The organism is Thermovirga sp., from assembly GCF_017656375.1.
Taxonomy (GTDB): Bacteria; Synergistota; Synergistia; order Synergistales; family Thermovirgaceae; genus Thermovirga.
On sequence record NZ_JACDOB010000001.1, the window covers coordinates 205,418 to 227,547 of the forward strand.

At 42.3% G+C, this 22,130-nt stretch carries 21 protein-coding genes; 9 read left to right on the forward strand and 12 right to left on the reverse strand.

Going from position 1 to position 22,130, the window contains the following annotated elements; all coding sequences use genetic code 11:
* Nucleotides 1-3 precede the first annotated feature (3 nt).
* Genes purF through H0Z23_RS01135 form a run of 7 tightly spaced genes read left to right on the forward strand, consistent with a single transcriptional unit; the run spans nucleotide 4 to nucleotide 7,250 of the window.
* Nucleotides 4-1,386 carry an amidophosphoribosyltransferase gene (gene purF / locus H0Z23_RS01105; protein ID WP_296866944.1) on the forward strand — a complete coding sequence of 461 codons (1,383 nt, stop codon included), beginning with the start codon at nucleotides 4-6 and terminating at the stop codon, nucleotides 1,384-1,386.
* A complete protein-coding gene (gene purM, locus H0Z23_RS01110; protein ID WP_296866946.1) occupies nucleotides 1,370-2,356 on the forward strand; it encodes a phosphoribosylformylglycinamidine cyclo-ligase in 987 nt (328 codons plus the stop codon). The genes purF and purM overlap by 17 nt, the downstream gene beginning before the upstream one ends.
* Complete coding sequence (gene purN, locus H0Z23_RS01115; protein WP_296866948.1) at nucleotides 2,356-2,943, forward strand: phosphoribosylglycinamide formyltransferase; 588 nt, start codon at nucleotides 2,356-2,358, stop codon at nucleotides 2,941-2,943. Before purM ends, purN begins: the two co-directional genes overlap by 1 nt.
* Complete coding sequence (gene purH, locus H0Z23_RS01120) at nucleotides 2,943-4,472, forward strand: bifunctional phosphoribosylaminoimidazolecarboxamide formyltransferase/IMP cyclohydrolase (protein WP_296866950.1); 1,530 nt, start codon at nucleotides 2,943-2,945, stop codon at nucleotides 4,470-4,472. Before purN ends, purH begins: the two co-directional genes overlap by 1 nt.
* A 31-nt stretch (nucleotides 4,473-4,503) precedes the next feature.
* A complete protein-coding gene (gene purD / locus H0Z23_RS01125; protein WP_296866952.1) occupies nucleotides 4,504-5,787 on the forward strand; it encodes a phosphoribosylamine--glycine ligase in 1,284 nt (427 codons plus the stop codon).
* The gene (gene purE / locus H0Z23_RS01130) at nucleotides 5,780-6,298 is read left to right on the forward strand and encodes a 5-(carboxyamino)imidazole ribonucleotide mutase (protein ID WP_296866954.1); all 519 of its coding nucleotides are present in this window, start codon (nucleotides 5,780-5,782) and stop codon (nucleotides 6,296-6,298) included. The genes purD and purE overlap by 8 nt, the downstream gene beginning before the upstream one ends.
* 13 nt (nucleotides 6,299-6,311) lie before the next feature.
* Nucleotides 6,312-7,250 (forward strand): TIGR01212 family radical SAM protein, encoded by a 939-nt coding sequence (locus tag H0Z23_RS01135; RefSeq protein WP_296866956.1) that lies wholly within the window; start codon nucleotides 6,312-6,314, stop codon nucleotides 7,248-7,250.
* Between the two features lie 256 nt (nucleotides 7,251-7,506).
* On the opposite strand, the gene H0Z23_RS01140 is transcribed toward H0Z23_RS01135, so the two are convergent.
* The 5 genes from H0Z23_RS01140 to H0Z23_RS01160 all read right to left on the reverse strand — a co-directional run bounded on the left by H0Z23_RS01140 (nucleotide 7,507) and on the right by H0Z23_RS01160 (nucleotide 13,275).
* Nucleotides 7,507-8,490, reverse strand: a complete 984-nt coding sequence (locus tag H0Z23_RS01140; protein ID WP_296866958.1) for a threonine/serine dehydratase — start codon at nucleotides 8,488-8,490, stop codon at nucleotides 7,507-7,509.
* A gap of 17 nt (nucleotides 8,491-8,507) precedes the next feature.
* Nucleotides 8,508-9,503 (reverse strand): ornithine cyclodeaminase family protein, encoded by a 996-nt coding sequence (locus tag H0Z23_RS01145; protein WP_296866961.1) that lies wholly within the window; start codon nucleotides 9,501-9,503, stop codon nucleotides 8,508-8,510.
* A gap of 56 nt (nucleotides 9,504-9,559) precedes the next feature.
* A complete protein-coding gene (locus H0Z23_RS01150) occupies nucleotides 9,560-10,801 on the reverse strand; it encodes an OmpP1/FadL family transporter (protein ID WP_296866963.1) in 1,242 nt (413 codons plus the stop codon).
* Nucleotides 10,802-10,984: 183 nt separating this feature from the next.
* Nucleotides 10,985-12,013 carry a homoserine dehydrogenase gene (locus H0Z23_RS01155; protein ID WP_296866965.1) on the reverse strand — a complete coding sequence of 343 codons (1,029 nt, stop codon included), beginning with the start codon at nucleotides 12,011-12,013 and terminating at the stop codon, nucleotides 10,985-10,987.
* A gap of 17 nt (nucleotides 12,014-12,030) precedes the next feature.
* On the reverse strand, nucleotides 12,031-13,275 hold the full coding sequence (locus tag H0Z23_RS01160) for a cysteine desulfurase-like protein (RefSeq protein WP_296866966.1): 1,245 nt from the start codon (nucleotides 13,273-13,275) through the stop codon (nucleotides 12,031-12,033).
* 136 nt (nucleotides 13,276-13,411) lie between these two features.
* On the opposite strand from H0Z23_RS01160, the gene H0Z23_RS01165 reads away from it, so the two are divergent.
* Nucleotides 13,412-14,011 carry an HD family hydrolase gene (locus H0Z23_RS01165; protein WP_296866968.1) on the forward strand — a complete coding sequence of 200 codons (600 nt, stop codon included), beginning with the start codon at nucleotides 13,412-13,414 and terminating at the stop codon, nucleotides 14,009-14,011.
* 5 nt (nucleotides 14,012-14,016) lie between these two features.
* Here H0Z23_RS01165 and H0Z23_RS01170 read toward each other — a convergent pair whose 3' ends face one another.
* The 5 genes from H0Z23_RS01170 to H0Z23_RS01190 all read right to left on the reverse strand — a co-directional run bounded on the left by H0Z23_RS01170 (nucleotide 14,017) and on the right by H0Z23_RS01190 (nucleotide 19,246).
* A complete protein-coding gene (locus H0Z23_RS01170; protein WP_296866969.1) occupies nucleotides 14,017-15,177 on the reverse strand; it encodes an iron-containing alcohol dehydrogenase in 1,161 nt (386 codons plus the stop codon).
* 36 nt (nucleotides 15,178-15,213) lie between these two features.
* Nucleotides 15,214-16,203, reverse strand: coding sequence for a 2-hydroxyacid dehydrogenase (locus tag H0Z23_RS01175; RefSeq protein ID WP_296866970.1), 990 nt, complete (start codon nucleotides 16,201-16,203; stop codon nucleotides 15,214-15,216).
* Nucleotides 16,204-16,246: 43 nt separating this feature from the next.
* Complete coding sequence (locus H0Z23_RS01180) at nucleotides 16,247-17,434, reverse strand: aminotransferase class I/II-fold pyridoxal phosphate-dependent enzyme (RefSeq protein WP_296866972.1); 1,188 nt, start codon at nucleotides 17,432-17,434, stop codon at nucleotides 16,247-16,249.
* A gap of 113 nt (nucleotides 17,435-17,547) precedes the next feature.
* On the reverse strand, nucleotides 17,548-18,030 hold the full coding sequence (locus H0Z23_RS01185; RefSeq protein WP_296866974.1) for a hypothetical protein: 483 nt from the start codon (nucleotides 18,028-18,030) through the stop codon (nucleotides 17,548-17,550).
* Between the two features lie 34 nt (nucleotides 18,031-18,064).
* On the reverse strand, nucleotides 18,065-19,246 hold the full coding sequence (locus H0Z23_RS01190; protein WP_296866975.1) for an alanyl-tRNA editing protein: 1,182 nt from the start codon (nucleotides 19,244-19,246) through the stop codon (nucleotides 18,065-18,067).
* A gap of 114 nt (nucleotides 19,247-19,360) precedes the next feature.
* Here H0Z23_RS01190 and H0Z23_RS01195 point away from each other — a divergent pair, with 114 nt between their 5' ends.
* Complete coding sequence (locus tag H0Z23_RS01195) at nucleotides 19,361-19,636, forward strand: acylphosphatase (protein WP_296866976.1); 276 nt, start codon at nucleotides 19,361-19,363, stop codon at nucleotides 19,634-19,636.
* A gap of 11 nt (nucleotides 19,637-19,647) precedes the next feature.
* On the opposite strand, the gene H0Z23_RS01200 is transcribed toward H0Z23_RS01195, so the two are convergent.
* Nucleotides 19,648-20,889, reverse strand: coding sequence for an argininosuccinate synthase (locus H0Z23_RS01200; protein ID WP_296866978.1), 1,242 nt, complete (start codon nucleotides 20,887-20,889; stop codon nucleotides 19,648-19,650).
* 441 nt (nucleotides 20,890-21,330) lie between these two features.
* Nucleotides 21,331-22,119 (reverse strand): 5'/3'-nucleotidase SurE, encoded by a 789-nt coding sequence (gene surE, locus H0Z23_RS01205; protein WP_296866980.1) that lies wholly within the window; start codon nucleotides 22,117-22,119, stop codon nucleotides 21,331-21,333.
* Nucleotides 22,120-22,130: the final 11 nt, after the last annotated feature.

Genomic DNA, 22,130 nt, shown 5'->3' on the forward strand with positions numbered 1-22,130 from the left:
AAGATGTGCGGAGTATTTGGAGCTTTCTCAAAAAACGGACAATCAGTGCTTGAAGATGTGTATTTAGGTCTGTACGCATTGCAACACAGAGGACAAGAATCTGCCGGTATTGCCTGGGTCACCAAAAATGCAGGATTATATGGCCTTAGAGTTTCTAAAGGTATGGGCCTAGTGCATCTAGCTTTGGACCAAAAAGAACTCGCTTCTTCCTACTCAAACTGCGCAATTGGGCACACCAGATATTCTACAGCTGGTGGGTCCTTCCTCTCTAACGCCCAACCAATAACAGCTAATTACTCTAGAGGCTCTGTAGCAATAGCCCATAATGGGAATATCACAAATGCTACAGGCATAAGAAGATATCTAGAAAATAGAGGTGCAATTTTTCAATCTACAAGTGACACTGAAACCATATTACACCTAATGGCCCATCAATCTCACAAACCTCCTCTTGATGCTCTCATTAGCGCCTTAAGAACTCTCAGGGGAGCCTATAGTTTAGCTGTAATAATAAACAACCGTCTAGTCGCCGCAAGAGATCCTTGGGGGTTCAGACCTCTTCTTTTGGGCAAAAGGGGAGAAACTACTTACGTAGCTTCTGAGAGCTGCGCACTCGATATAGTAGGAGCTACACTAATAAGAGATATAAAACCCGGAGAAGTCTTAGTGATAGACTCAGAGGGAGAAAAGAGTTTATTAATACCTAAAGAAACGGATCGTAAATTCATTTGTGCGTTCGAATATGTATATTTTGCAAGGCCAGACAGTTTTCTTGACGGCAAGTCTGTATACGATGTAAGGAAAAAACTTGGACACAAGCTAGCTCAAAAAGCTCCTTGTCCCCAGGCTGACATTGTGACAGGCATGCCCGACAGCGGAACGATATCAGCTATGGGATATGCCGAAGAATCGGGTTTGCTTTACGAAAAAGCCATCGTAAGAAACAGATACGTTGGAAGAACTTTTATAGAACCAACACAAAGGGTAAGGAAACTCGGCGTCAAGATAAAACTCAACCCCATAGGAGAAATCTTGAAAGGGAAAAAAGTTGTAATTGTCGATGACTCCATAGTCAGAGGAACCACTGTCCAACGCGTCATAGCAATGGTAAGAGAAAGTGGGGCAAAGGAAGTCCACATAAGAATAGCCTCTCCTCCAGTAAAGTTCCCCTGCTATTATGGAATAGACACTCCAACTTCTGAAGAACTAGCGGCAGCGAAAATGAATGTAGAAGGATTATGTAAGGACATAGGAGCTGATTCGCTGAGCTATCTATCAATAGAGGACATGTTGGAAGCTATTGGATTACCACCCAACAACGTCTGCACTGCTTGCTTCAGTGGAAATTACTTGAATGGAGGCAAAGAAGATGAATTGGACTTATAAAAAAGCAGGGGTGGACCTTAAAAAAGCCCAAGACTGGGTTAGCGTTATAAAAAAAATCACCACTAAACATAAAAACCTGAACACAGTGGGCGGTGTGGGAGGCTTTGCTGGGCTTTACAAATTAGACGAAGAAAACATAATAGCCGCCTGCACGGACGGGGTAGGAACCAAGGTAGAGATAGCAAGAGCTATGAACAAATATGACACCATAGGTCAAGATTTGGTAGCCATGAACGTAAATGACTTGGTAACATGCGGTGCTAGGCCCCTTTTTTTCCTTGATTACATTGCTTGCTCAAAACTCGATATTTCAGTATTTGAACCCATAGTACAAAGCATAGCAGATGCTTGTTATCAATCTGGCTGCGTACTTCTAGGCGGCGAAACCGCTGAAATGCCAGACGTGTACGATTATGGCAAGTATGACTTGGCAGGCTTTGCAGTAGGCATTGCGAAAGCAAATGAACTCATCACAGGACAAAATATTCAAAAAGGTGACGTAGTGCTTGGGCTTAAAAGCTCAGGCCTCCATAGTAATGGCTATTCACTGGCACGAAAAATCTTGTTGGGAGAAGGCCCTCTGGAGTTAAACAAACCTCTGCCTATTTTAGGGGAAAAACTCGGTGATTGCCTTCTAACTCCAACCAGGTTATATGTCAAGCAAGCTTTAAAGGCTGCACAAACGGGCCTGATTAAGGGCATGGCTCATATAACAGGAGGAGGCTTAATGGAAAATATTGAAAGAGTCATTCCCCCATCCAGAACTCTTTTCCTTGATTTCGATTCCTGGGAGCGTCCCCAAATTTTCAAACTGATATCGTCAAAAGGAGTTTCAGAAGAAGAGATGAGGAAAGTGTTCAATTTAGGAATTGGATTCGTTTTCATCGTATCACCTTCTGATGTCTCAGCTATAAAAGAAATCATGAAAAATGAAAACGAGACCGTTTACGAGATTGGGGAGATACGTTAATGACCTCCGTAGCAGTGCTGATATCCGGAAGGGGAACCAACATGGAGACGATAGTCAAAAACTGTAAATTAGGTAAGCTCCCCGCCAATGTAGCTTTTGTTGGAAGCAGCAAGAAAGATGCAGAAGGCCTTGTGAAAGCAAAAAATTTGGGTATTCCCACTATAGTGCTACCCTACGATGAAGGGAAAGACACGGCGGAAGAGAAATTGCTAGAAGAGCTTAAAAAGAACCAAGTAGAATGGGTTGTACTAGCTGGATTCATGAAAATACTATCTCCTAAGGTAGTGAGAAGCTATATGAATAGAATTGTGAATATACACCCATCCTTGCTCCCTTCCTTCCCGGGAGTTAATGCAATAAAACAGGCATTCGAATATGGCGTAAAGGTAACCGGCGTCACGGTTCACCTAGTGGACGAAAAAGTCGACCATGGACCTATATTAGCCCAGATGCCTGTAAGGATTTCTCCTTACGACACCATCGAGACCTTGGAGAAGAAGGTACATCGGATAGAACATTACCTATATTCCGAGGTCCTCAAGGAGTTATTTACAAGAGAACTTAACAAGACAAGGAGGGGAATATAATGCCCAGAAAACGAGCCCTCATTTCTGTCTATGATAAAGAGGGGATTGTAGAATTTGCTAAGAGGTTGGTGGAGTTTGGATATGAATTGGTATCCAGCTCTGGTACAGCAAAACATTTAACCTCCGCTGGATTAGAAGTGAAAGAAGTTGCAGATCTAACAGGATATCCCCATTTATTAGGCGGAAGAGTAAAAACTCTTCACCCATCGATTATAGGAGGAATACTAGCGAGGAGACATTTTCAAGAGGATATAAGCGATGTAGAAAAATTTAACATACCTCTGATCGACATGGTAGTGTGTAACCTCTACCCCTTTGAAAAAGCATATGAAGGTGGCTCAGACCTTGAAGGCTTGCTTGAAAACATAGATATCGGGGGAGTTACGCTAATAAGATCCGCCGCTAAGAATTATCACCAGATAGTTTGTGTAGTTGATAAAAACGATTACAATAAGATCATTGAAGAGATCAACGACGAGGGAAACGTCACGCTAAAAACTCGAGGCGAATTAGCATTAAAAGCCTTTTCCTACACTTCTTGGTACGATACAGCCATTTATAGAGGTTTAGCCGTTCATATACCTTCAACGGACGAAGAAATTCCAGATAAAATGCCTCTATCCCTTAGAAAATCCATGCCTCTTCGTTATGGAGAAAACCCCCATCAACAGGCAGGACTATATACCGCACCTCTAGCAGAAAAATCTTGGGTCCAGCTGTCAGGAAAACCATTGTCATATAACAATATCCTTGATATGGATTGTGCTTTCAGAGGAATATCCATATTTCAACAAGATTGTGCATGCATAATAATAAAACACACCACCCCATGCGGAATTGCCGTAGGCGAGACGCCACTTCAAGCATACGAGAAGGCGCTAGCCTGTGATCCTGTCTCAGCTTTTGGAGGAATTATAGGTTTTTCAAGAAAATTGGACATAGAGACAGCCAAAAAACTTTCAGAAAAATTTGTTGAAGTGGTCGTAGCTCCCGAGTTTGAAGAAAAAGCTGCTGGATATATAAGGGAAAAAAGAAAAAATACTAGGCTCATACAATGGAAGGGACAGCGTTTTATGCCCCTCCAACTTACAGGAACCTGGAGCGGCATTCTTATACAAGAAGACAAGCTTCCACCCCTTCCTGATCTAAACAACGGCGAATGGGTAGGAAAGCCAAGGCCAGACCTATGGGATGACATAATTACTGCATGGAAATCTGCCTATCTATGTAAAAGCAATGCTATAGCTATAGTAAAAAACCACGCTACCGTAGGATTAGCTTCTGGCTTCACTAGCCGCGTCGACGCAGTCAAGTGGGCTATTGGCCAGGCCCAAGAAAAGGCAAAGGGAGCAGTTTTGGCCTCCGATGCATTTTTCCCATTCCCAGACTCTATAGAATATGCCAAGGAATCTGGCATTGAGGCAATAATACAGCCGGGAGGCTCCGTAAATGACGCAAAAGTCAAAGAAGCTGCAATAGAAGCAGGTATAAGCATGTTTTTATGCGGCTGGAGAACTTTTCGCCATTAATTGTTAGGATAGAAAAAGGGAGGGAAATCAAATGAAAATACTTACTCTCGGCGGAGGTGGAAGGGAACACGCCATTGTGTGGGCTCTTTCCAAATCCCATATGGTAGATGAAATTCATTGCATGCCCGGCAATGGCGGAATTCAAGACCTAGCTATTCTTCATGAAGGAGACCACACAAACCCTGACGAAGTTCTGAGTTTATCTAAACGTATAAACCCAGACTTGGTTGTCATAGGACCTGAAGCTCCCTTGGTAAATGGCGTTGCAGATGTACTAAGACAGGAAGGCTACTCTGTTTTTGGCCCCAATAAAGCAGGGGCACGCCTTGAAGGAAGCAAAGCCTTTGCCAAGACATTCATGAAGAGAAACAACATTCCTACTGCTTCCTTTGACGTTTGTACCCAACTCCCCGAAGCAATGGAAGCCCTGAAAAAAAGGACTGCTCCATATGTAGTAAAAGCCGATGGATTGGCAGCAGGGAAAGGTGCTTTTGTACTTCAAGACCTAAAAGAGGCTCAGGAGATATGCGAAGCCCTCTTAAACAAAAATTATCTCAAAGAAGCTGGCAAAACTATTGTTGTTGAAGATTTCTTGCCTGGTCGGGAACTCACGGTATTAGTCATCACTGATGGTTCAGATTACATAATGCTGCCACCTAGCCAAGACCATAAAAGAGCGTGGGATAACGACAAGGGTCCCAATACTGGAGGTATGGGCGCTTACGCGCCTGTCCCTTGGGTCGATAAAAAAATGACCTCACAAATAGAGAAAACTATAGTAAAACCAACTATAGATGGCCTCAAAAAAGAAAATATCCCATTTAAGGGTGTGTTATATTGCGGCCTCATGATTGATGAAAAACAAGAATGCCGTGTCTTAGAATATAACGTGCGCATGGGAGACCCAGAAACTCAAGTTGTCTTGCCAATTTTTGAAGGAGATCTGGCGGAAACAATGTTAGCTTGCAGCAAGGGAAGCCTTAAAGATATTAAAGTTCCACTAGTTCAAAAAGCTGCCGTTGGCGTGGTAATTGCTTCGGGAGGTTATCCCTCTGCCTATAAAACCGGCTTTGAAATCCACGGAATAGAGAGACTATCAAATGTTGATGATATAATCATCTTCCACGCTGGAACAAAAAAAGTAAGTAATAAATACTATACGACAGGTGGAAGGGTTCTTACCGTGGTAGGTATAGGGGGAAATATAGAAGAAGCAAGAAAAAAAGTTTATAAAAACATAGAAGTTATTTCTTTTGAAGGGCATTTTTACAGAAAAGACATAGCTGCTAGATTGGAGGGACCAAACAATGCATAAGCCATTAGTGGGAATAGTTATGGGCTCTGCTTCCGACATTGAGATAGGTCGTAAAATATACGAAGAACTTAAATTCTTCAATGTCCCTTGCGAGATTACAGTAGCTTCAGCCCACCGAACACCGGAAGACGCTGCCAATTATGCTTCGAAAGCCCATTCAAGAGGCTTGAAGGTAATAATAGCTGTAGCAGGATTATCTGCAGCTTTGCCCGGAGTAATTGCCGCTCATACCAATCTTCCTGTAATTGGAGTACCTGTAGCCGCTGGAACTTTAGGCGGAATAGACGCACTTCTAGCAATTGCACAAATGCCCCCAGGAGTTCCAAGCACCTCCGTAGGAATCAACGGTGCTAAAAATGCGGCCCTCATGGCCATTAGAATTCTGGCTCTGGAAGACGAAAATTTAAGAAAGGCTCTCTCAGAATACAGAAAAAAGAACGAAGAAAAAGTAAGAGACTCAAGAAATAAACTGATCGACGTCCCCACTGCTCCTCCAGAGGCTTTCTTTTAAAGAAGTGAGTAAAATGAAAAAACAGTTATTTAACAGCTGGTCTAAAGTTTTAAAAGAACGTTGGGGCAAACGAGTTCATAAGATATCTCTTGATATAGGGGCTAGCTGCCCCCACAGGGAAAACCTCAGGACTGGAGGTTGTATTTTTTGCGACTTCCTTGGAGGTGGCAGTGGCGCTTCTCTGCGTGGAGAAACGCTGAAAGAACAAATCGAAAAAGGCTTTCAAGTTCTAACAAGAAGGTATAAGACGGATATGGCTATCCTATACTTTCAAAGCTACTCTTCCACCAATTTACCTCTAAATCAGCTGGAAGAAAAAATTTTGTATGCCATTGAAGTAGGAACAAGTTTAGGAAAAGTAAAGGGGCTTTCCGTTGGAGCTAGACCAGATCAGGTTCCTGAAAAATTCCTAGATTTTTTAGCTAGCTTGGCAAGCCCTGATATGGAAATATGGCTTGAGCTGGGGATTCAGACAATTGACCCAGCCGGCCTTAAATGGTTGAACAGAGGCCATGACTTCGATGCTATAGAAAGAGCCCTTGGCCTAATTAAACAATATGAACAAATATCACTGTGTGCCCACCTTATAGCAGGCATACCAGGAGAAGGCTCAAAGCAGCTGGCTATTTCAGGCAAATGGCTTTGCGAAAATGGTGCAAGGGGACTTAAATTCCACCCTCTTCACGTCCTTAAAAACACACCGCTTGAAAGCTTATACCTCAAGAAAGAATACGAACCGTTATCGATGGAAGAATATATAAAGAGAGTGGCAGAAGCTTTAAGGTATATAAGTCCTGACACAATAATCCAACGTCTGACTGCCGACGCATCTTTACCCAGACTCGTAGCACCAGAATGGGTTTCAAAAAAAATGCTGGTAATAGAAAAGCTAAAGGAATATATGGAGCGGCAAAACATTGTGCAGGGGGATTTATGGGGTAAATCCCCCTAGCACAGATATTTTATTTAATTTCTCCTCTTGGTCCCCAAATATCCGAGAAAAAGCAGTATGGGGACGAATACGAATTTGGATGGGCCTTCTATAACGTTCCTTAAGGAGTCCACGGAAAGTAGCATTTTGAAGCCTACCGCTAAAGATACACCTATTAATAGGACCATACTCCAAAAAGATCTGTTATTTAAGTTATTTTTCCGTGGATTTTGTTCTTCCTTCAATATCCTTCCCCCTTATGAAGAACCAAAACAGTTTACGCTGAATGCTTATTTAAAATCTTAACAAGAGTTTTTTCGTCAATGTTGCCCCCCGAAACAAACACGCCAACCTTTTTCCCTTCAGGCTTTATTTTACCAGACATAAGTGCAGCCACACCTGTAGCTCCAGCACCCTCTATTACCTGGTGGTGCTTCCTATGGACTAAAGCAATGGCCTTTTCTAGTTCTTCTTCGGAAACCTGTATGACACCAGCGAGCACTCCTCTTAAATGTTCGTAAAGAATTTGGGAAGCTGCTCCCGACAAAGCATCGGCTAAAGTGTCCTCTTCTTCAACAGGCTCCACTCTTCCTACCTCCCAAGCCCTGGTCCATGATGGATTTGCCTCAGCATGCACACCCCAAATTTCTATCCCAGGGCGCAACGCCTTTGCGGCTAAAGAGATGCCAGTTATAAGTCCCCCTCCACTAATAGGAACCAACAATATATCCAAATCTGGGCAATCTTCTAAAAACTCCATACCAGCGGTGCCCTGGCCACTAATTACATGCCTGTCCTCATAGCCTGATACGTACACTAATCCTTCTTCACTGCTTATTCTTTTAGCTTCAGCTTCAGCTTCATCATAGAGTTTTCCTATCACTCTTAAATCTACCCACTCACCACCACGCCTCTTGATGGCTTCTTTTTTCGTCTCAGGGCAATTGCCAGGGACACAAATTACAGCCCTCACTCCCATCATTTTTGCCGCAGTGGCCACACCTTGGGCGTGGTTGCCTGAAGAAGAAGTTATAACACCCCTTTTTCTTTCTTCAGGAGAAAGGGAAAACATTTTATTCAGGGCTCCTCTTATCTTGAATGAACCACATAATTGCATATTTTCCCACTTGATAATTACTTCACCGCCGGCAATATCACTCAGGTATGGAGAAACTTCTGCAGGAGTCCATCTCACTCTATTTTTTAGGAAATTTTTCGCAAATAATACATCTGTTATCGTAGGAACTATATTATTACCCATCTTCAAATCCTCCTCTATTACATCTGGACCAATATTCCTATACCTTGCTCCTCCGCTCTTTTCAGGGCCAGCTGGGCGGTAATTATGTCCTGCAGAGCCATTCCAGTGGAATCGAAAACTGTTATCTGGTCATCAGAAGTTCTGCCTTGGGCAATCCCCTCAAGGATATCTCCTATTTCTAGAATATCCTCAGGTTTTATGATCCCTTCTCTGCATGCCGTCTGGCATTCTCCCTGTCTTACAACTTGTTCTCTTGAATCCCCGACAACTAAAGCCTTTGACAAAATCTGTGCATCTAATTCCTGTTTACCTGGAAAATCAGCCCCAATGGCATTTATATGGGTACCAGGTTTGACATAATCCTCCTTTATCAATGGCTTGTGAGAAGGGGTACATGTCACAATGATATCCGAATCTAATGCAGCATCTTTCAAGTTTTGTAAAGTTGCGACGTAAAAATCGATATTTGGGTACTTCGCGCCCATTTCTGTAATATACGCCTCCACATTTGATGGCGTCCTGCCAAAGACTCTTATCACCTTAATTGCAGGCATAACACTAAGCAGTCCCTCAACCTGGGCCCGCCCTTGAGCTCCAGTCCCTACGATAAGTACCTTTTCCGAATCTGGCCTTGCAAGGGCCCTAGCGCCTACCGCTCCTGCGGCTCCAGTCCTAACATTTGTTATGGTCATACCATCTACCAAACCCAAGGGTTGTCCTGTCTCTACAGACATCACTATTACCAGGCCGGCTAAAGCAGGTATTCCTCTCACTTGCGGATTATCCGCCGAATATCCCACCACTTTTAACCCATAAATTCCTGCGCCTTCAAGATGACCTGACTTAATATCCATTTCTTTCTTCTCGGGTTCGAATTCGTGGGCTATTATCGGGAAAACTCCTGCTTCTTTTCTCGAAAACAGCCTGTAAGCCTTTTCTACAGCCTCTATAGCGTCACCCATCGTTATAATCCGCGAAAGGTCGCTTCTGTTTACGATCCGCATAGTGTACATCTTTCCCGCTCCTTTCTCCTATGTCAATTCCCCTAATGGGTTCAAGAAAGTTTTAACTAAAAGTAGTGGGTATAAGTGATTCCCACTATATGAGTTTGGCCATTGTGCAAATCACTTTCACGAATTTCATCACCTTCCCTGGCCTCTATATGCCTGTCATCAATAATAAGGTACGTATATGAAAAATCTATGGCCCAGTCATTTTTAGTATACCCAAATCCTAAAGACAACAAATGCCTATCATCTGCCGGCAATTGATAATCTATGGTATCGTCCGGTATAGGAGATTCGTCGTACACGTACCCAAACCTCCACGTCCAGTTCGGTGACGTTATCCACTCTATCCCCATGTTGTACCTCCATGTATCCTTATAATTTTTCATGGAAGTAGTTTTGTTTGAAGTTGGGTCAAAGGGATTGAGAGGGTCATCGTAGTTTATTCCCAACTTGTCATAGGAACTCCAGTTAGTCCTTACCGCTCCTACCTCAACAGTAGTATTTTCCCCAGTTTGTATGCAAATTCCCCCAAAGAACATCTCTGGAAGGACGATTTTTGCATTGGCTCCTGTGTCAGGGAAAAAACCTGCTGGAGTGCCTTGAGGCCTTATAAATGTAGCTTGCCCCTTTATTTTTTGTTCTACCTCACTTCTGTAGGCAAGGCCCCACCGGATCTTCTCCGAAGCTTTCTGCCAGATAGCGACGTTCCATCCGTAGGCAGTGCCATCACCCTTAAGTTTGGCATCTATATCCCCCACCCCAGGAAACAGCTTTTTCTTTTTAGATTCATACTCGAACCACATGGCCTCTATCCCTAAAGCCAGGGAAGTATTTTCTCCTATTTTCCAGACGTAGTTGGGGTTTACGCTAATACTTTTTATTGCTGCGTAGTAACTGTTGTATTTCCCTTCCCAATCAGGTTGAAATTCCGTACCCAAGCCAAACCTGGAGAACACGCCCAAGCCAAACCAGGCTTTATCATTAAGCTGTTTCGTATAGTAAAAATGAGGGGGGATCCACACATTTTCCTCTGAAGCAAATCTTCCATCTGCAAAGTCCATATCCACCTTGGGCAATATAAAAGAAGAGCCTAACTGAATGGCAGAACCTTTGATCTGGACTATACCCGCTGGATTGAAAGCAATGGCTGAAGGGTCATCTGCTCTACCAATTATGGCCCCTCCAAGGGCGTTGCCTCTGGCTCCGAACTCATAAAGGGCAAACCCTGCGGCAAAACTTTTAGTTGAAATGCCCCCTATCAGAATAGCGTACAGAACTAAGCACAACAAAGCTTTTTTCATCATTACCCTCCTACTCTTATTCAAATCCTATCTATCACAACTGCAATCTCAACAGCAACGGAGTCATTATATCCCAAGGCAAGGACCAATAAAAATTGAAAAACAGAAGGGGAACGACTATAGGGTGGTTTTTTAGAAGTTCCCCTTCATATATCTCATATCAATACTTGGATGTGTAAGCATTTAGATAGTTTTTCTATGGATAGTCAACAAATCGTCAATAACTCCGTAAGCAGTATCATAGAGATCGGGGGCCTCCTGGGTTACTATTATGGGTCCCATAAGATCAGTTTTCAGGCGAATGACAGCGCCCTCCCCTTTGACAGAAGCGAAAAAGTGCCCTTCATCAACTTCAACAGGCTCCACAGTGGTTATAACCTGAGTTCCTACCTTTTTTGCACTGCAAATAAGTTTTAAACATTTCTTCTTTTGTCGTACTACCTTTATATATTCGCAAGTTATATCCCTTATCCCTTTTCTTTTGACTTCCTTGGGATTTATTTCGGCATCCATAATGGCATTGGCAAGAACACATATCTTTGCTGCTGCATCCCAGCCATCAATATCGTTAGAAGGGTCTGCTTCTGCAAATCCCATTTTTTGAGCTTCTCTTACGGCTTCCTCAAGGCTTATGCCTTCTTCCATCCGCGTCAAAATGTAATTAGTAGTAGAGTTCAGGATCCCATCTATTTCCTCTACCTGACACCCCTTAAGGCAGTTTCTGGCCATGTTGAAGACTGGCGCTCCATCCATGACAGCACTCTCGAAAAGAAACTTAACTCCTTTTTCGTCAGCAATTTTTTTAAGCTCATGGTACGCAAAAGCTACTGGACCTTTATTGGCAGACACAGCGTGTTTCGATCGTTGCAAGGCAGTCTTTATGTGAGATAGAGCTGGTTCTCCTCCAGTGTCAATGGACAAAGTGGAAAGTTCCACCAAAACATCGTAATCTAACACTTCTGCCGCTTCTTTTGCGCTCATGCCGCAATACCCCTTCATTTCAGGCAAAAATCTACCATGTTGCTCTATGGCATCTAAAGCACAAGCTAAATCAAGACCTCCATCATCCACTATACTCCCTCTTGTCCTGGTAAATATCCCTACTACTTTTAAATCCAGGTCTTGTAACCCCGGGAAGCGCTGTCGCTCTACCGATAATATTCTTGCAATCGTCCTTCCGACATTCCCAAAGCCTATTAAAATAGCTTTCATTTTTTCACTTCGCTTCCTTATTTCACTTTCGATGCAATTTCAGACACGGCCTGTAAAAGCCTTTGAACTTCTTCTTCGGTGTTGTAAAGGGAAACACCTACGCGAGTTACTCCTCCCTTTTCTAAAAGTCCCAGAACCTCTATGGGTCTTATGCCGTAGAAATGCCCGTCCCATGCACATATGCCTTTTTCGTTTAGAAGAGAACAAACCTCAATAGGATCCATTCCTTCCAAAGTAAAGGAAATCGTAGGAGCCCTTCTTGGCACATCAAAACTTGGGCCTACAATCTGCACACCAGGGATTTTAGATAATCCATCATATATCATCTTACCCAGATAGTGTTCGTACTCTGCCAATCTGGTCATAGCTGAGATGATTTGTTCTCGCATACTCTGTCCGCTGCCAAAACTTGCTATGTATTCCACGGCAGCTTTAATTCCAGCTATAGCTGCATGATTGAGAGTACCAGTTTCAATACAGTAGGGGGCACTCTGTTCTTGGGTCCGCAGGGAATAAGTTGGCAGCATTTCCAACAATCCTTCCTTACTGTAAAGAATACCCATATGGGGTCCATAAAATTTATAAGAAGAACAAAGTAGGAAATCTACACCCAAAGCGCTTACATCTATTGGAAAATGAGGTGCATAATGTACTGCATCTACTAAAAGCCACGCGCCTACCTTGTAGGTCATCTTGCGTACTTTTTCCACGTCATTAACTGTTCCTGTCGTGTTGGCAGAAAACCCCATAGCGACTAGGCGGGTTTTCTCGTTTAATTTTTTTTCGAGGTCATCATAATCAAGGGTGGCGTCTTCTTTTATCTTGACTTCTCTGACTACTATTCCCTGTTCCCGAAGGGCCAACCAAGGTCCTCTATTGGCCTCGTGATCCAATTGAGTTATGAGAATTTCATCTCCGGGTTGCAAGAATTTCCCAATAGCCCTGCTGAGCATATAGTTTAACGTCGTCATATTATGCCCAAAGGAAATGTTCTTCCCACTTTTTGCACCCAAAAATACGGCCACAGTCTCCCTTGTTTCCTCTATCATCCTATCAGATTCATTTGTAGTTATGAAAAACCCATGAGTGTTGGAGTTGCAAGTCTTGTAGTACCATGAAACTGCATCAATAACCTGCGTCGGCACTTGCGTTCCCCCAGGCCCATCAAAATATGCCAATGGATATCCATTATGGGTTCGCTCCAATGAAGGAAAATCCTCCCTGTGCTTAACAAAATCCTCATACTTGCTCAAGTCTACCATGTTTCGTCCCTCCTGTTCTTTTGTTATATTTACAATATATCCTAAATAGATTTGGCAACCTGCTATGATATGATACCACAAATTGAATACATCCTTAAGCCAATAAATTTTGTATATTTGGGAGGTTTAGTTAAATATGATAGAGGAGAACATATCCAAACTTTTAGATTTTTTATTTTTAGTTGACAGGGCAAAAACAGTAGAACGGGCAGGCTATCTACATGATTTAAGCAGGAATGAGACTGACGGCGAACATATGTGGCATGCTGCTTTATGGGCCATGATGATTCATAAAGCTACAAAAGCTAATTGGGATCTATGCCGAGTGTTATGCATGCTCTTAATACATGACTTGGTAGAAATATATGCAGGGGACACATATGCCTACGATGAAGAAGGCAAAAACGATCAAGCAGAAAGAGAGCAAGCTGCCGCTTCAAAATTATTCTCTATGTTACCTGATGATTTGCACGAGTGGATATCAGAGCTTTGGATGGAATTTACTGAAGAGAAAACACCAGAAGCCCTCTATGCAAACGCCATTGATAGGCTTCAGGGATTCGCTCAAAACTGCATTTCTGAAGGCCAGGCCTGGAAGGAAAACAAAATAACAAAAGAAAGGACATACCCCAGGACTAGCCTTCCAAGAAACATTGATAGCTACGTGGCAAAGATAACGGAAAAACTATATGAGATGGCCGATACTAAAAACCTATGGTACAGGGACAGCCCTTAAAATTTTTACTGGCTCATTAATTTTTTTAGTACCGTCAAATAATCTTTCTCACTCATTGGTCTTGGGTTACTGGAATTGCTCCCGTTTCTGAAAGAATTTTTAGCTATTTCTTCTAAATCTTCCATTTTCACACCTAGTGAAGCGAAAGAAGGTAACCCTATATCTTTTGCCATCCTTTTGACCTCCGCTGTAGCCATTTGAGCACCCTCCTCTTTCGTAGAAAAACTCAGCCCCATAGACTTGGCTATTTCGCTGTACTTCTCTACACAATAGGGGAGATTGTATTCCATGATTTCAGATAACACGACAGAATTGCACAATCCATGAGGAGCATCGTATTTGCCACCTAACGCCTCAGCTATACAGTGTACAGATGCTACGTCTGAATGACTAAAAGAGATGCCAGCTAATATGCTACCAGCAAGCATATTGGCTCTGGCCCCCAAATCTTCTCCGCACTCTACTGCTCTTCGTATATTTTTTGATATCAAGCTCACCGCATACAAACCACATGCTTCCGCTATAGGCTCAGCGAGCAAAGAAGTGTATCCTTCTATGGCATGAGTAAGAGCATCCATCCCTGTAGCTGCCGTAAGCATAGGAGGCAAAGTCACTGTAAGTTCTGGATCCGCCAAAGCAACCTTTGGAGCTATTCCTTCCGCCCTTATGCTAAATTTAAATTTTTCACTACTATCTGTGATTACAGAGCTAAACGTTACCTCGCTACCTGTTCCTGCGGTAGTAGGAACAGCAATCAGTGGAATCGGCAAAGTGGCAAAATTATTTCGCCCCTCATAGTCCCTTATTTTGCCTCCCAAGGTCATAAGAATTGAGATTGCCTTAGCACAATCAATGGGGCTTCCTCCTCCAACAGCTATAAGAAGATCAGCACCAAAATCTTTCGCTAATTTCGCACCTTCTTCCACATTTTTATCCTTTGGGTTAGCCTCAACTTCAGAAAAAACAATATAATCAGGAATAACCGCTTTCAACAAATCTTCAACTACAGGCAAAATTCCTGCTTTTACTATTCCTGGATCTGTAACTATAAAAGGATGCTTAGCACCAACTTCTTTTAATATGTCTGGAAGTTTTTTTATTTTTCCAGCGCCAAACTCTATTCTAGTTGGCAAAATAAAACTAAAATCATACATCCGACTATTCATTGCAACTTAACTCCTCTCTCCTTGGATAAACTAAGCCTAATTCCATGAATAATCTTCTGGATTTACAATATTTCTGGGTTTCTCCCCCATGAGAAAACGCTTCACATTTTCTGCTGCTCTTTCTGCGGCCAGTGGGTAAATCTCGGGAACCAAATTGGAGTTATGCGGAGAGCCCAAGAAATTGTCAAAGTCAAAGAAAGGATAATCAACCTTGAATTCTCCATGAGTGAAAGGCTCTATCCACCAAGCATCGATACCAACTTTGAAATCCGGGTGTGATTTCATGTGCTCATAAAGAGCCTTTTCTTGAATAATATCCCCTCTGGCAGGATTAATTAATATGGCATTGGGTTTCATCATACTCAACTCTTTTTCGCTTATTAATCCCTTAGTATGTCTTGTAAGCGGCACCGCTATGATCACTACATCTGATTCAGACAACACCTTATTCATATCTTTGAGGGAACCTATAAAATCTATGTCGTCTTCTGTTTTGCCTGAGGTGTTTATAGCCATTATTTTCATCCCTAAAGCCCTCAGCAGCTTGGCTGTAGCCTTAGATATCCCGCCATAACCTATAAAACCAGCGGTTTTACCATAAAACCACGTGTTATATTCATCCCTATAAAAATCCCCTGCGGCCATCTTTTTGTGGCACTTCAGCAAGTTCTTCCCAAGGGCAAGCATCATACCTAAGATATGCTCCGCCATAGGCTCAGCCCACGCTCCAGCATTAGAGCACAAAGTTACAGTTTTAGGAATAATTGAGAAAGGAACTGCATCGACACCAGCAAGCAAGGTCTGTATCAGAACACCTTCTCTAAGATATTTAAATTCTTCCTTTTTAAGCTCATTATGAACCATGAAGGAAACCAGTACATCAGCGTTTTCAATTATTCTTTTCCTATCCGCTTTATCACACTCCTTCAAGTACGTTAATTTCGTAATACCGCCTAAAACCCTTTCAATAACTTCTTTCCATTCCGGTTCCGGGGAAAAGGTCACAAGAACATTCTTTTTTTTCATGCTTTACTCACCTCGTACTTGTATATATTGGATATCTTGGAAATTAAGATAATTGTGCCAACGCATTACTTATATCTTGCCATATTACTTCTAATGGCTCTATTCCCACCGAAAGCCTGATCAATGTGTTTGATATTCCCTTGGACAACCTTACATTTTCTGGAACAGACCTATGGGAAGTCTTAGCAGGAATTGACAAGATAGTTGAAACTGAAGCCAAACTCGGAACAATTTCTATCACTTCCAAACTTTCAACAAATAACCGCAAATCAGATTCCTTTCCTAAAATTTCGAAACTTAGCATCCCCCCAAAACCATTATTAAGTATTTTCCGAGCTATACCATAGGTACTCTGCTTTTCCAGCCCAGGATAGTAAACTTTCGCCACTTTCGGGTGACCATCCAAAAGTCTAGCTAGCGCCATAGCATTCTCCGAATGAATCTTCATTCTTGCATCAAGAGTGCGACATCCCCTCAAAGTTAACCACGCATCGAAGGGGCTCATGCACCCACCCACTATTGTTCTTACCTTCAATAATTTTTCTATAAAGGAACTACTGCCTGCAACCATTCCTCCTGTAACATCACTATGGCCATTAATGTATTTCGTAAGGCTATTTATAACCACATCTGCACCAAGGCAAGCAGGCTTACATAACGCAGGGGAGGCAAAGGTATTATCTACAAATAGGAGAATATCATTTTTTTTTGCTAAATCTGATAAGTATGGTATATCCGCAACTTCCATTAAAGGATTTGCTATGGTCTCACAATATATAATCCTAGTATTAGGTTTTATGGCTTTTTTTACCATCTCAATATTAAAAATATTCACAAAATCAACTTCTACATTCCAAAAACGCAAAATCTCGCTGAAAAATCCATAGCTCCCGCCGTAAATTACATCACTTACAACCACATGATCCCCAGGAGAAAGGACAGAAAACAAAGCATGAGATATAGCCGCCATCCCTGAGGAGAACACTAGGGCCCTTTGTGCTCCTTCCAAGTCGGCTAAAATATCCTCAAGCAGCTTGTTAGTCGGGTTTTCTATCCTTGAATAAATAAATCCGGGGGTTGTACCATCGAAAACATGGTCCATGTCTTCCAATTTCTCAAATGAAAAAACTGAGGTCGCATAAATTGGCGGAACTTCCGGTCTTGAAACTCCACAGCGTTCATGGGGTTTACTCCCACAAAGCTGGCCAAGATTTTTTTTAAACTCCCTCACCTTTATCCCCCCCTTTGCAATCAAAAAATACATAACAAAGTATACCATTTAAAACGACGCACGATAGCTTGCATTTCAAAAACAAAAAACGGTAAAAGTAAAATTTAAAGTTTTCAGAAGTGAAAATAAGATACAAGCCAAGGATAATACTGTTCTAAAGCTGTTGGAACAAGACAATACACCATGTAACTTCCCATAGCTATAGAGGATTGAATCATCACCGTTATATCTTTTCTAGGCTCCTTGTGGGCCAAATACCCCAGAGCGCTTAAACACGCCAAAAAAGCCGCTATATGAACCCCCCATCCTTGAGTTAGCCCTCTCTCATTAATGACCCTCAAAGCACGCAAAACACAGTAGGCACCCCAACCTGCCTGGATGTAGGTTTCACCAAGGAAAAACACTATTTTCAACGGATACCATATAACCTTTTGTGCTTTCTCTGGAAAAACTCCCTCCATCTCTTTACTTTCATCACCGTTAATCTGTTTGGTAAAGACACGAGTCATAAACAATACTGGCATTCGCACAAGATAAGTGTACAGAACCCCAAAGGATATAGCGGCAGCCATCATTGAAATAAAGAAAAGAACCATTAGCTTCCCCCCTGTGAAAAATCTCCTGCCAAAGCTATCTTTTCAGACAATATTCTTTCAAAGAGTCTTTCCATGTCTCAAAAGATAAGCACTTAGTAATCCCCTGCACCCAACTTTCCGCTCCACCACCTTTGGTTTCTAAAACCGGATTGGACTTCAAAAAATCTTTTACATTTATCTTACAGAAATCTCCTCTAGCCATTATAAACCGTGCAACGTTTTTAGATGGATTTTTGAAAATACACAAAACCACAGAATTAGGGTGTTCTAGCACTGTTTTCTTTACGTTAGGCACACATACATCAATCAACACTTCCTCCATAAAAACATAATGAAAGTCAATATCACCAAAAGTTTCTTTCTCCCACGGGATATTAATGTATTTTCTCGCTTTATCTATTACATTCAATAAATCTTTTTTGTCATCCTGCAACGAAAGATAAACTGCCTCTAGCTTGTCGAGAGGGCATCCTATTCTTCTAATCAGTTTTCTGGCAGTTCTCGCATAATTTTGAAGATACCTTTCACTATGCACTGTAAAAGAAACGCTCCAGTTGGGAGGCGAGCCGTTAAAACCTGTGACTAGAATCTTGCCTATCTCCGAGGTGCGCTTAACGTGAGAGCCTGAACAAGCGATAAGATCAAACCCTGGGATAACCACAACTCTGACTGTAGCGTCTTTTATTCTTGAAAGATTGATTTTTAGGTCATCCATTTTTTCTGCTTTTTCTTTGGGAACGCTCTCAATATATACAGGCAAATCTCTTCTTATTATCTCGTTTGCCTTCTCTTCTGCCTCAAAAAGGTTTTCCCAATCTAACTCACCGTTATAGGACAAATAAATAGTGCTTTCTTCCTCTGCTATGTTCACCTTATTTACACTCAATCCGTCAAATCCTGTCTCCAGGATCTTGGATAAGACATGTTCTCCAGTGTGCATTCGAGATAAAATCTTATGCCTTTCCTGGTCCACTTGAATTTTGACCCTCATACCAATGCTGGGAGTCCCCTTGATTAAACGTACATCAAGAAATGTTTTTCCTTCTATCGCTAGACAATCTCTAACTTCGCATATCAAACCTTCACCTTCCAGCATTCCACTATCACCCGGCTGGCCTCCTCCAGATGGGCGAAACGGTGAATAACTCAAGGAAAGAAGACACCTTTTCCCTTTTAGATCCCTTATTTCTACAATCTCCGCCATATTATTATTCATATCTAAAACCCCTTTACAAAACATAAGCTCTTACCGCTACTATTTTAGTTTAGCTCTTTTCTAACCTAACATAAATGGTAAACTTTACAAAAAAACTTTAGGAGGTGTGATATTTTGCCACAAAAGGCTGCTCATGTTCATATTTCAGGACGAGTTCAGGGGATAGGATTTCGGTGGCAAACCAGACTTCGCGCCAAGGAGTTAAAAATTGAAGGATGGATTCGAAATAACCCAGACGGAACCGTAGAGGCGTTCATTCAAGGAAATGAGGAGGCCATCATACACATGATCCAATGGTTTAAAGATGGCCCCCCAGGAGCAAAGGTCGAAGCTCTTGATCTGTCATGGCAAAAGCCGAATCCAAAAATCAAGGGCTTCAATATCTTCTAAGCTAAAACTATTTAATTACTGCCACCTCCTACAACCTTGAGGAAAGCTGCCTTATCCGATTTTTCCTTATGGACACTTTTCCATGTTACAGCCGGCAGCCCCCATATGGTTATAAACCCTTTAGCTGCCTCATGATCAAATGCGTCCTTTTCGGAGTAAGAAGCTAAATCTTCTTGATAAAGGGATTCTTTAGCCTTAGTTCCAACCACTACCGCATTTCCCTTATATAGGCGCACGCGGGCCATACCGTTCACGTATTTCTGGATGCTATCAAAGAAAGCATCAAGTGCCTCCCTTAAAGGCGAAAACCAATAGCCAACATACGCCAATTCAGCATATTTTAGTGACAAATCCATCTTGGACATTATCACTTCTTTGGGCAGTGTCATAGACTCAACAGCCTGGTGTGCTTGCAGCAAAACTACTGTAGCTGGACATTCATAAACCTCCCTGCTCTTAAAGCCTACCAGCCTGTCCTCAATCATGTCGATGCGACCTACGCCATGTTTCCCAGCTATCTCGTTCAATTTCAAAATTAAGCTTACACCATCCATCTCTTGTCCGTTGAGCGCAACAGGAACTCCATTTTTAAAACCAATTTCAACATATTCTGGATCATCAGGGGCATCCCAAGGATCAACAGTCATGGTAAAAGCATCGCTTGGTGGCTCAACCCATGGATCTTCAAGTGGCCCACATTCGATGGACCTCCCCCATAAATTGGAATCTATAGAATAAGGGCTTTCTTTAGTTATAGGTATTGGAATATTATTAGCCTTTGCATAATCTATTTCAGCATCCCTGGAGAAATGCCAGTCCCTTACTGGAGCTATTACTTCTAAATCCGGGTTGAGCGCCTTAGAGCACACCTCTATCCTTACCTGATCCTGACCCTTCCCAGTGCAGCCATGGGCTACTGCTACAGCGCCTTCTATCTCTGCAATCCACGCCAGATATTTAGCGATGAGAGGTCGAGAAAGAGCCGAATTCAACGGATACTTACCTTCGTAAAGTGCATTGGCTTTTAAAGCAGGCCACACCATAGTCTCAACAAATTCTTTCTTTAAATCCATGACATATGCGTTTACCGCTCCAACCTTAAAGGCTTTATCTTTCACCTCTTCTAAATCTATGTTTTGGCCTACATCTGCTGTAAAAGTCACCACATCGTACCCTTGATCCTGAAGCCATTTGATAGCAACCGATGTGTCAAGACCTCCACTATACGCAAGAACTACTTTCCCTTTATACATTCTTATTCCTCCCTTTGATAATTTATATTTGTCCATAAAAAAAAGAGCCCGTCCCCTCAGGGACGAGCTCTTTTGCCCGCGGTACCACCCTTTTTGCCTTCTTGAGGCCCCTCACGGTCTCTTAAACCGTTTTGTCCCTACTTGGCCTAAGCCTTTCTTCGGGACCGGCTCCGGGGCTCTCTTCAGTTGGTTTCGCCAAGGAACGCTCTCAGCTTAAACATCCCCTCTCTGTTGACGAGCACCCAACCTACTCTTCCCCATCATCACCGCATATTCCGGCATAGATGTACGAGAGTACAGGCGTCTTATTCGTCTAGCTCGTCTTATTCGGTTCTGCCACATAACCAGCGCTCCTCTTTGATCTCTAAGATTGCGAACATTATACTGTGGGGTTTTACAAAAGTCAACAAAACACCCCGAAATTTTTATTCAAAAAAATCTTCAAAATTGTATCTTTATTTCCTCTAGCCCTGCTCTTTTTAACTTCTCTATAGAGGGGTAATGAGTTAAATCCATATGAATAGGAGTCATTGACACAAATCCCTCTTTTACTGCCTCTACATCTGCCCCTTCTTCAAGCTTATCCTCAACTCGGCCTGAAATCCAATAATACATATTTCCTTTGGGATCTTTGAGTTTGGTAACCTTCTCCTCATACATTCTTATGCCCTTTTTGGTTACTCTGAACCCCTTTATTGCCTTAATTGGTAAATTGGGAACGTTAACATTAAGTAGTAAGCTATTGTAAAATCCCAAATTACAAAATTTGTTTAATATAGCTATCACCGCTTTGGCAGCAGTCTCATATAAGTGGCCCATCTCAGTCGTTTCACAACACAAAGACACAGCAATAGCTGGCTTTCCCAAGAAATGGGCTTCCATAGCTGCCGACACCGTACCAGAATATGTAAGATCGTCTCCCAAATTAGGGCCTCTATTTATACCTGAAATAACCGCATCGGCTTCAGGTATAATCTCCTCAATGCCTAACACCACACAATCTGAAGGCGTGCCATCACAAGCCCAAACTTTTACTTCACCAGGGTAAACCCCACTTTCAACATTCCAAAGTCTTAAAGGTTTAAATAGCGTAATGGCGTGCCCAATGCTGCTTCGCTCCCTATCGGGAGCCACTACCCACACTTTATGCCCTTCTGATGCAAGATTACTCGCTAGAGTTATTAAGCCAGGGGCAAAAACTCCATCATCGTTTGTCAGTAATAGTTTCATATTCTCATCTC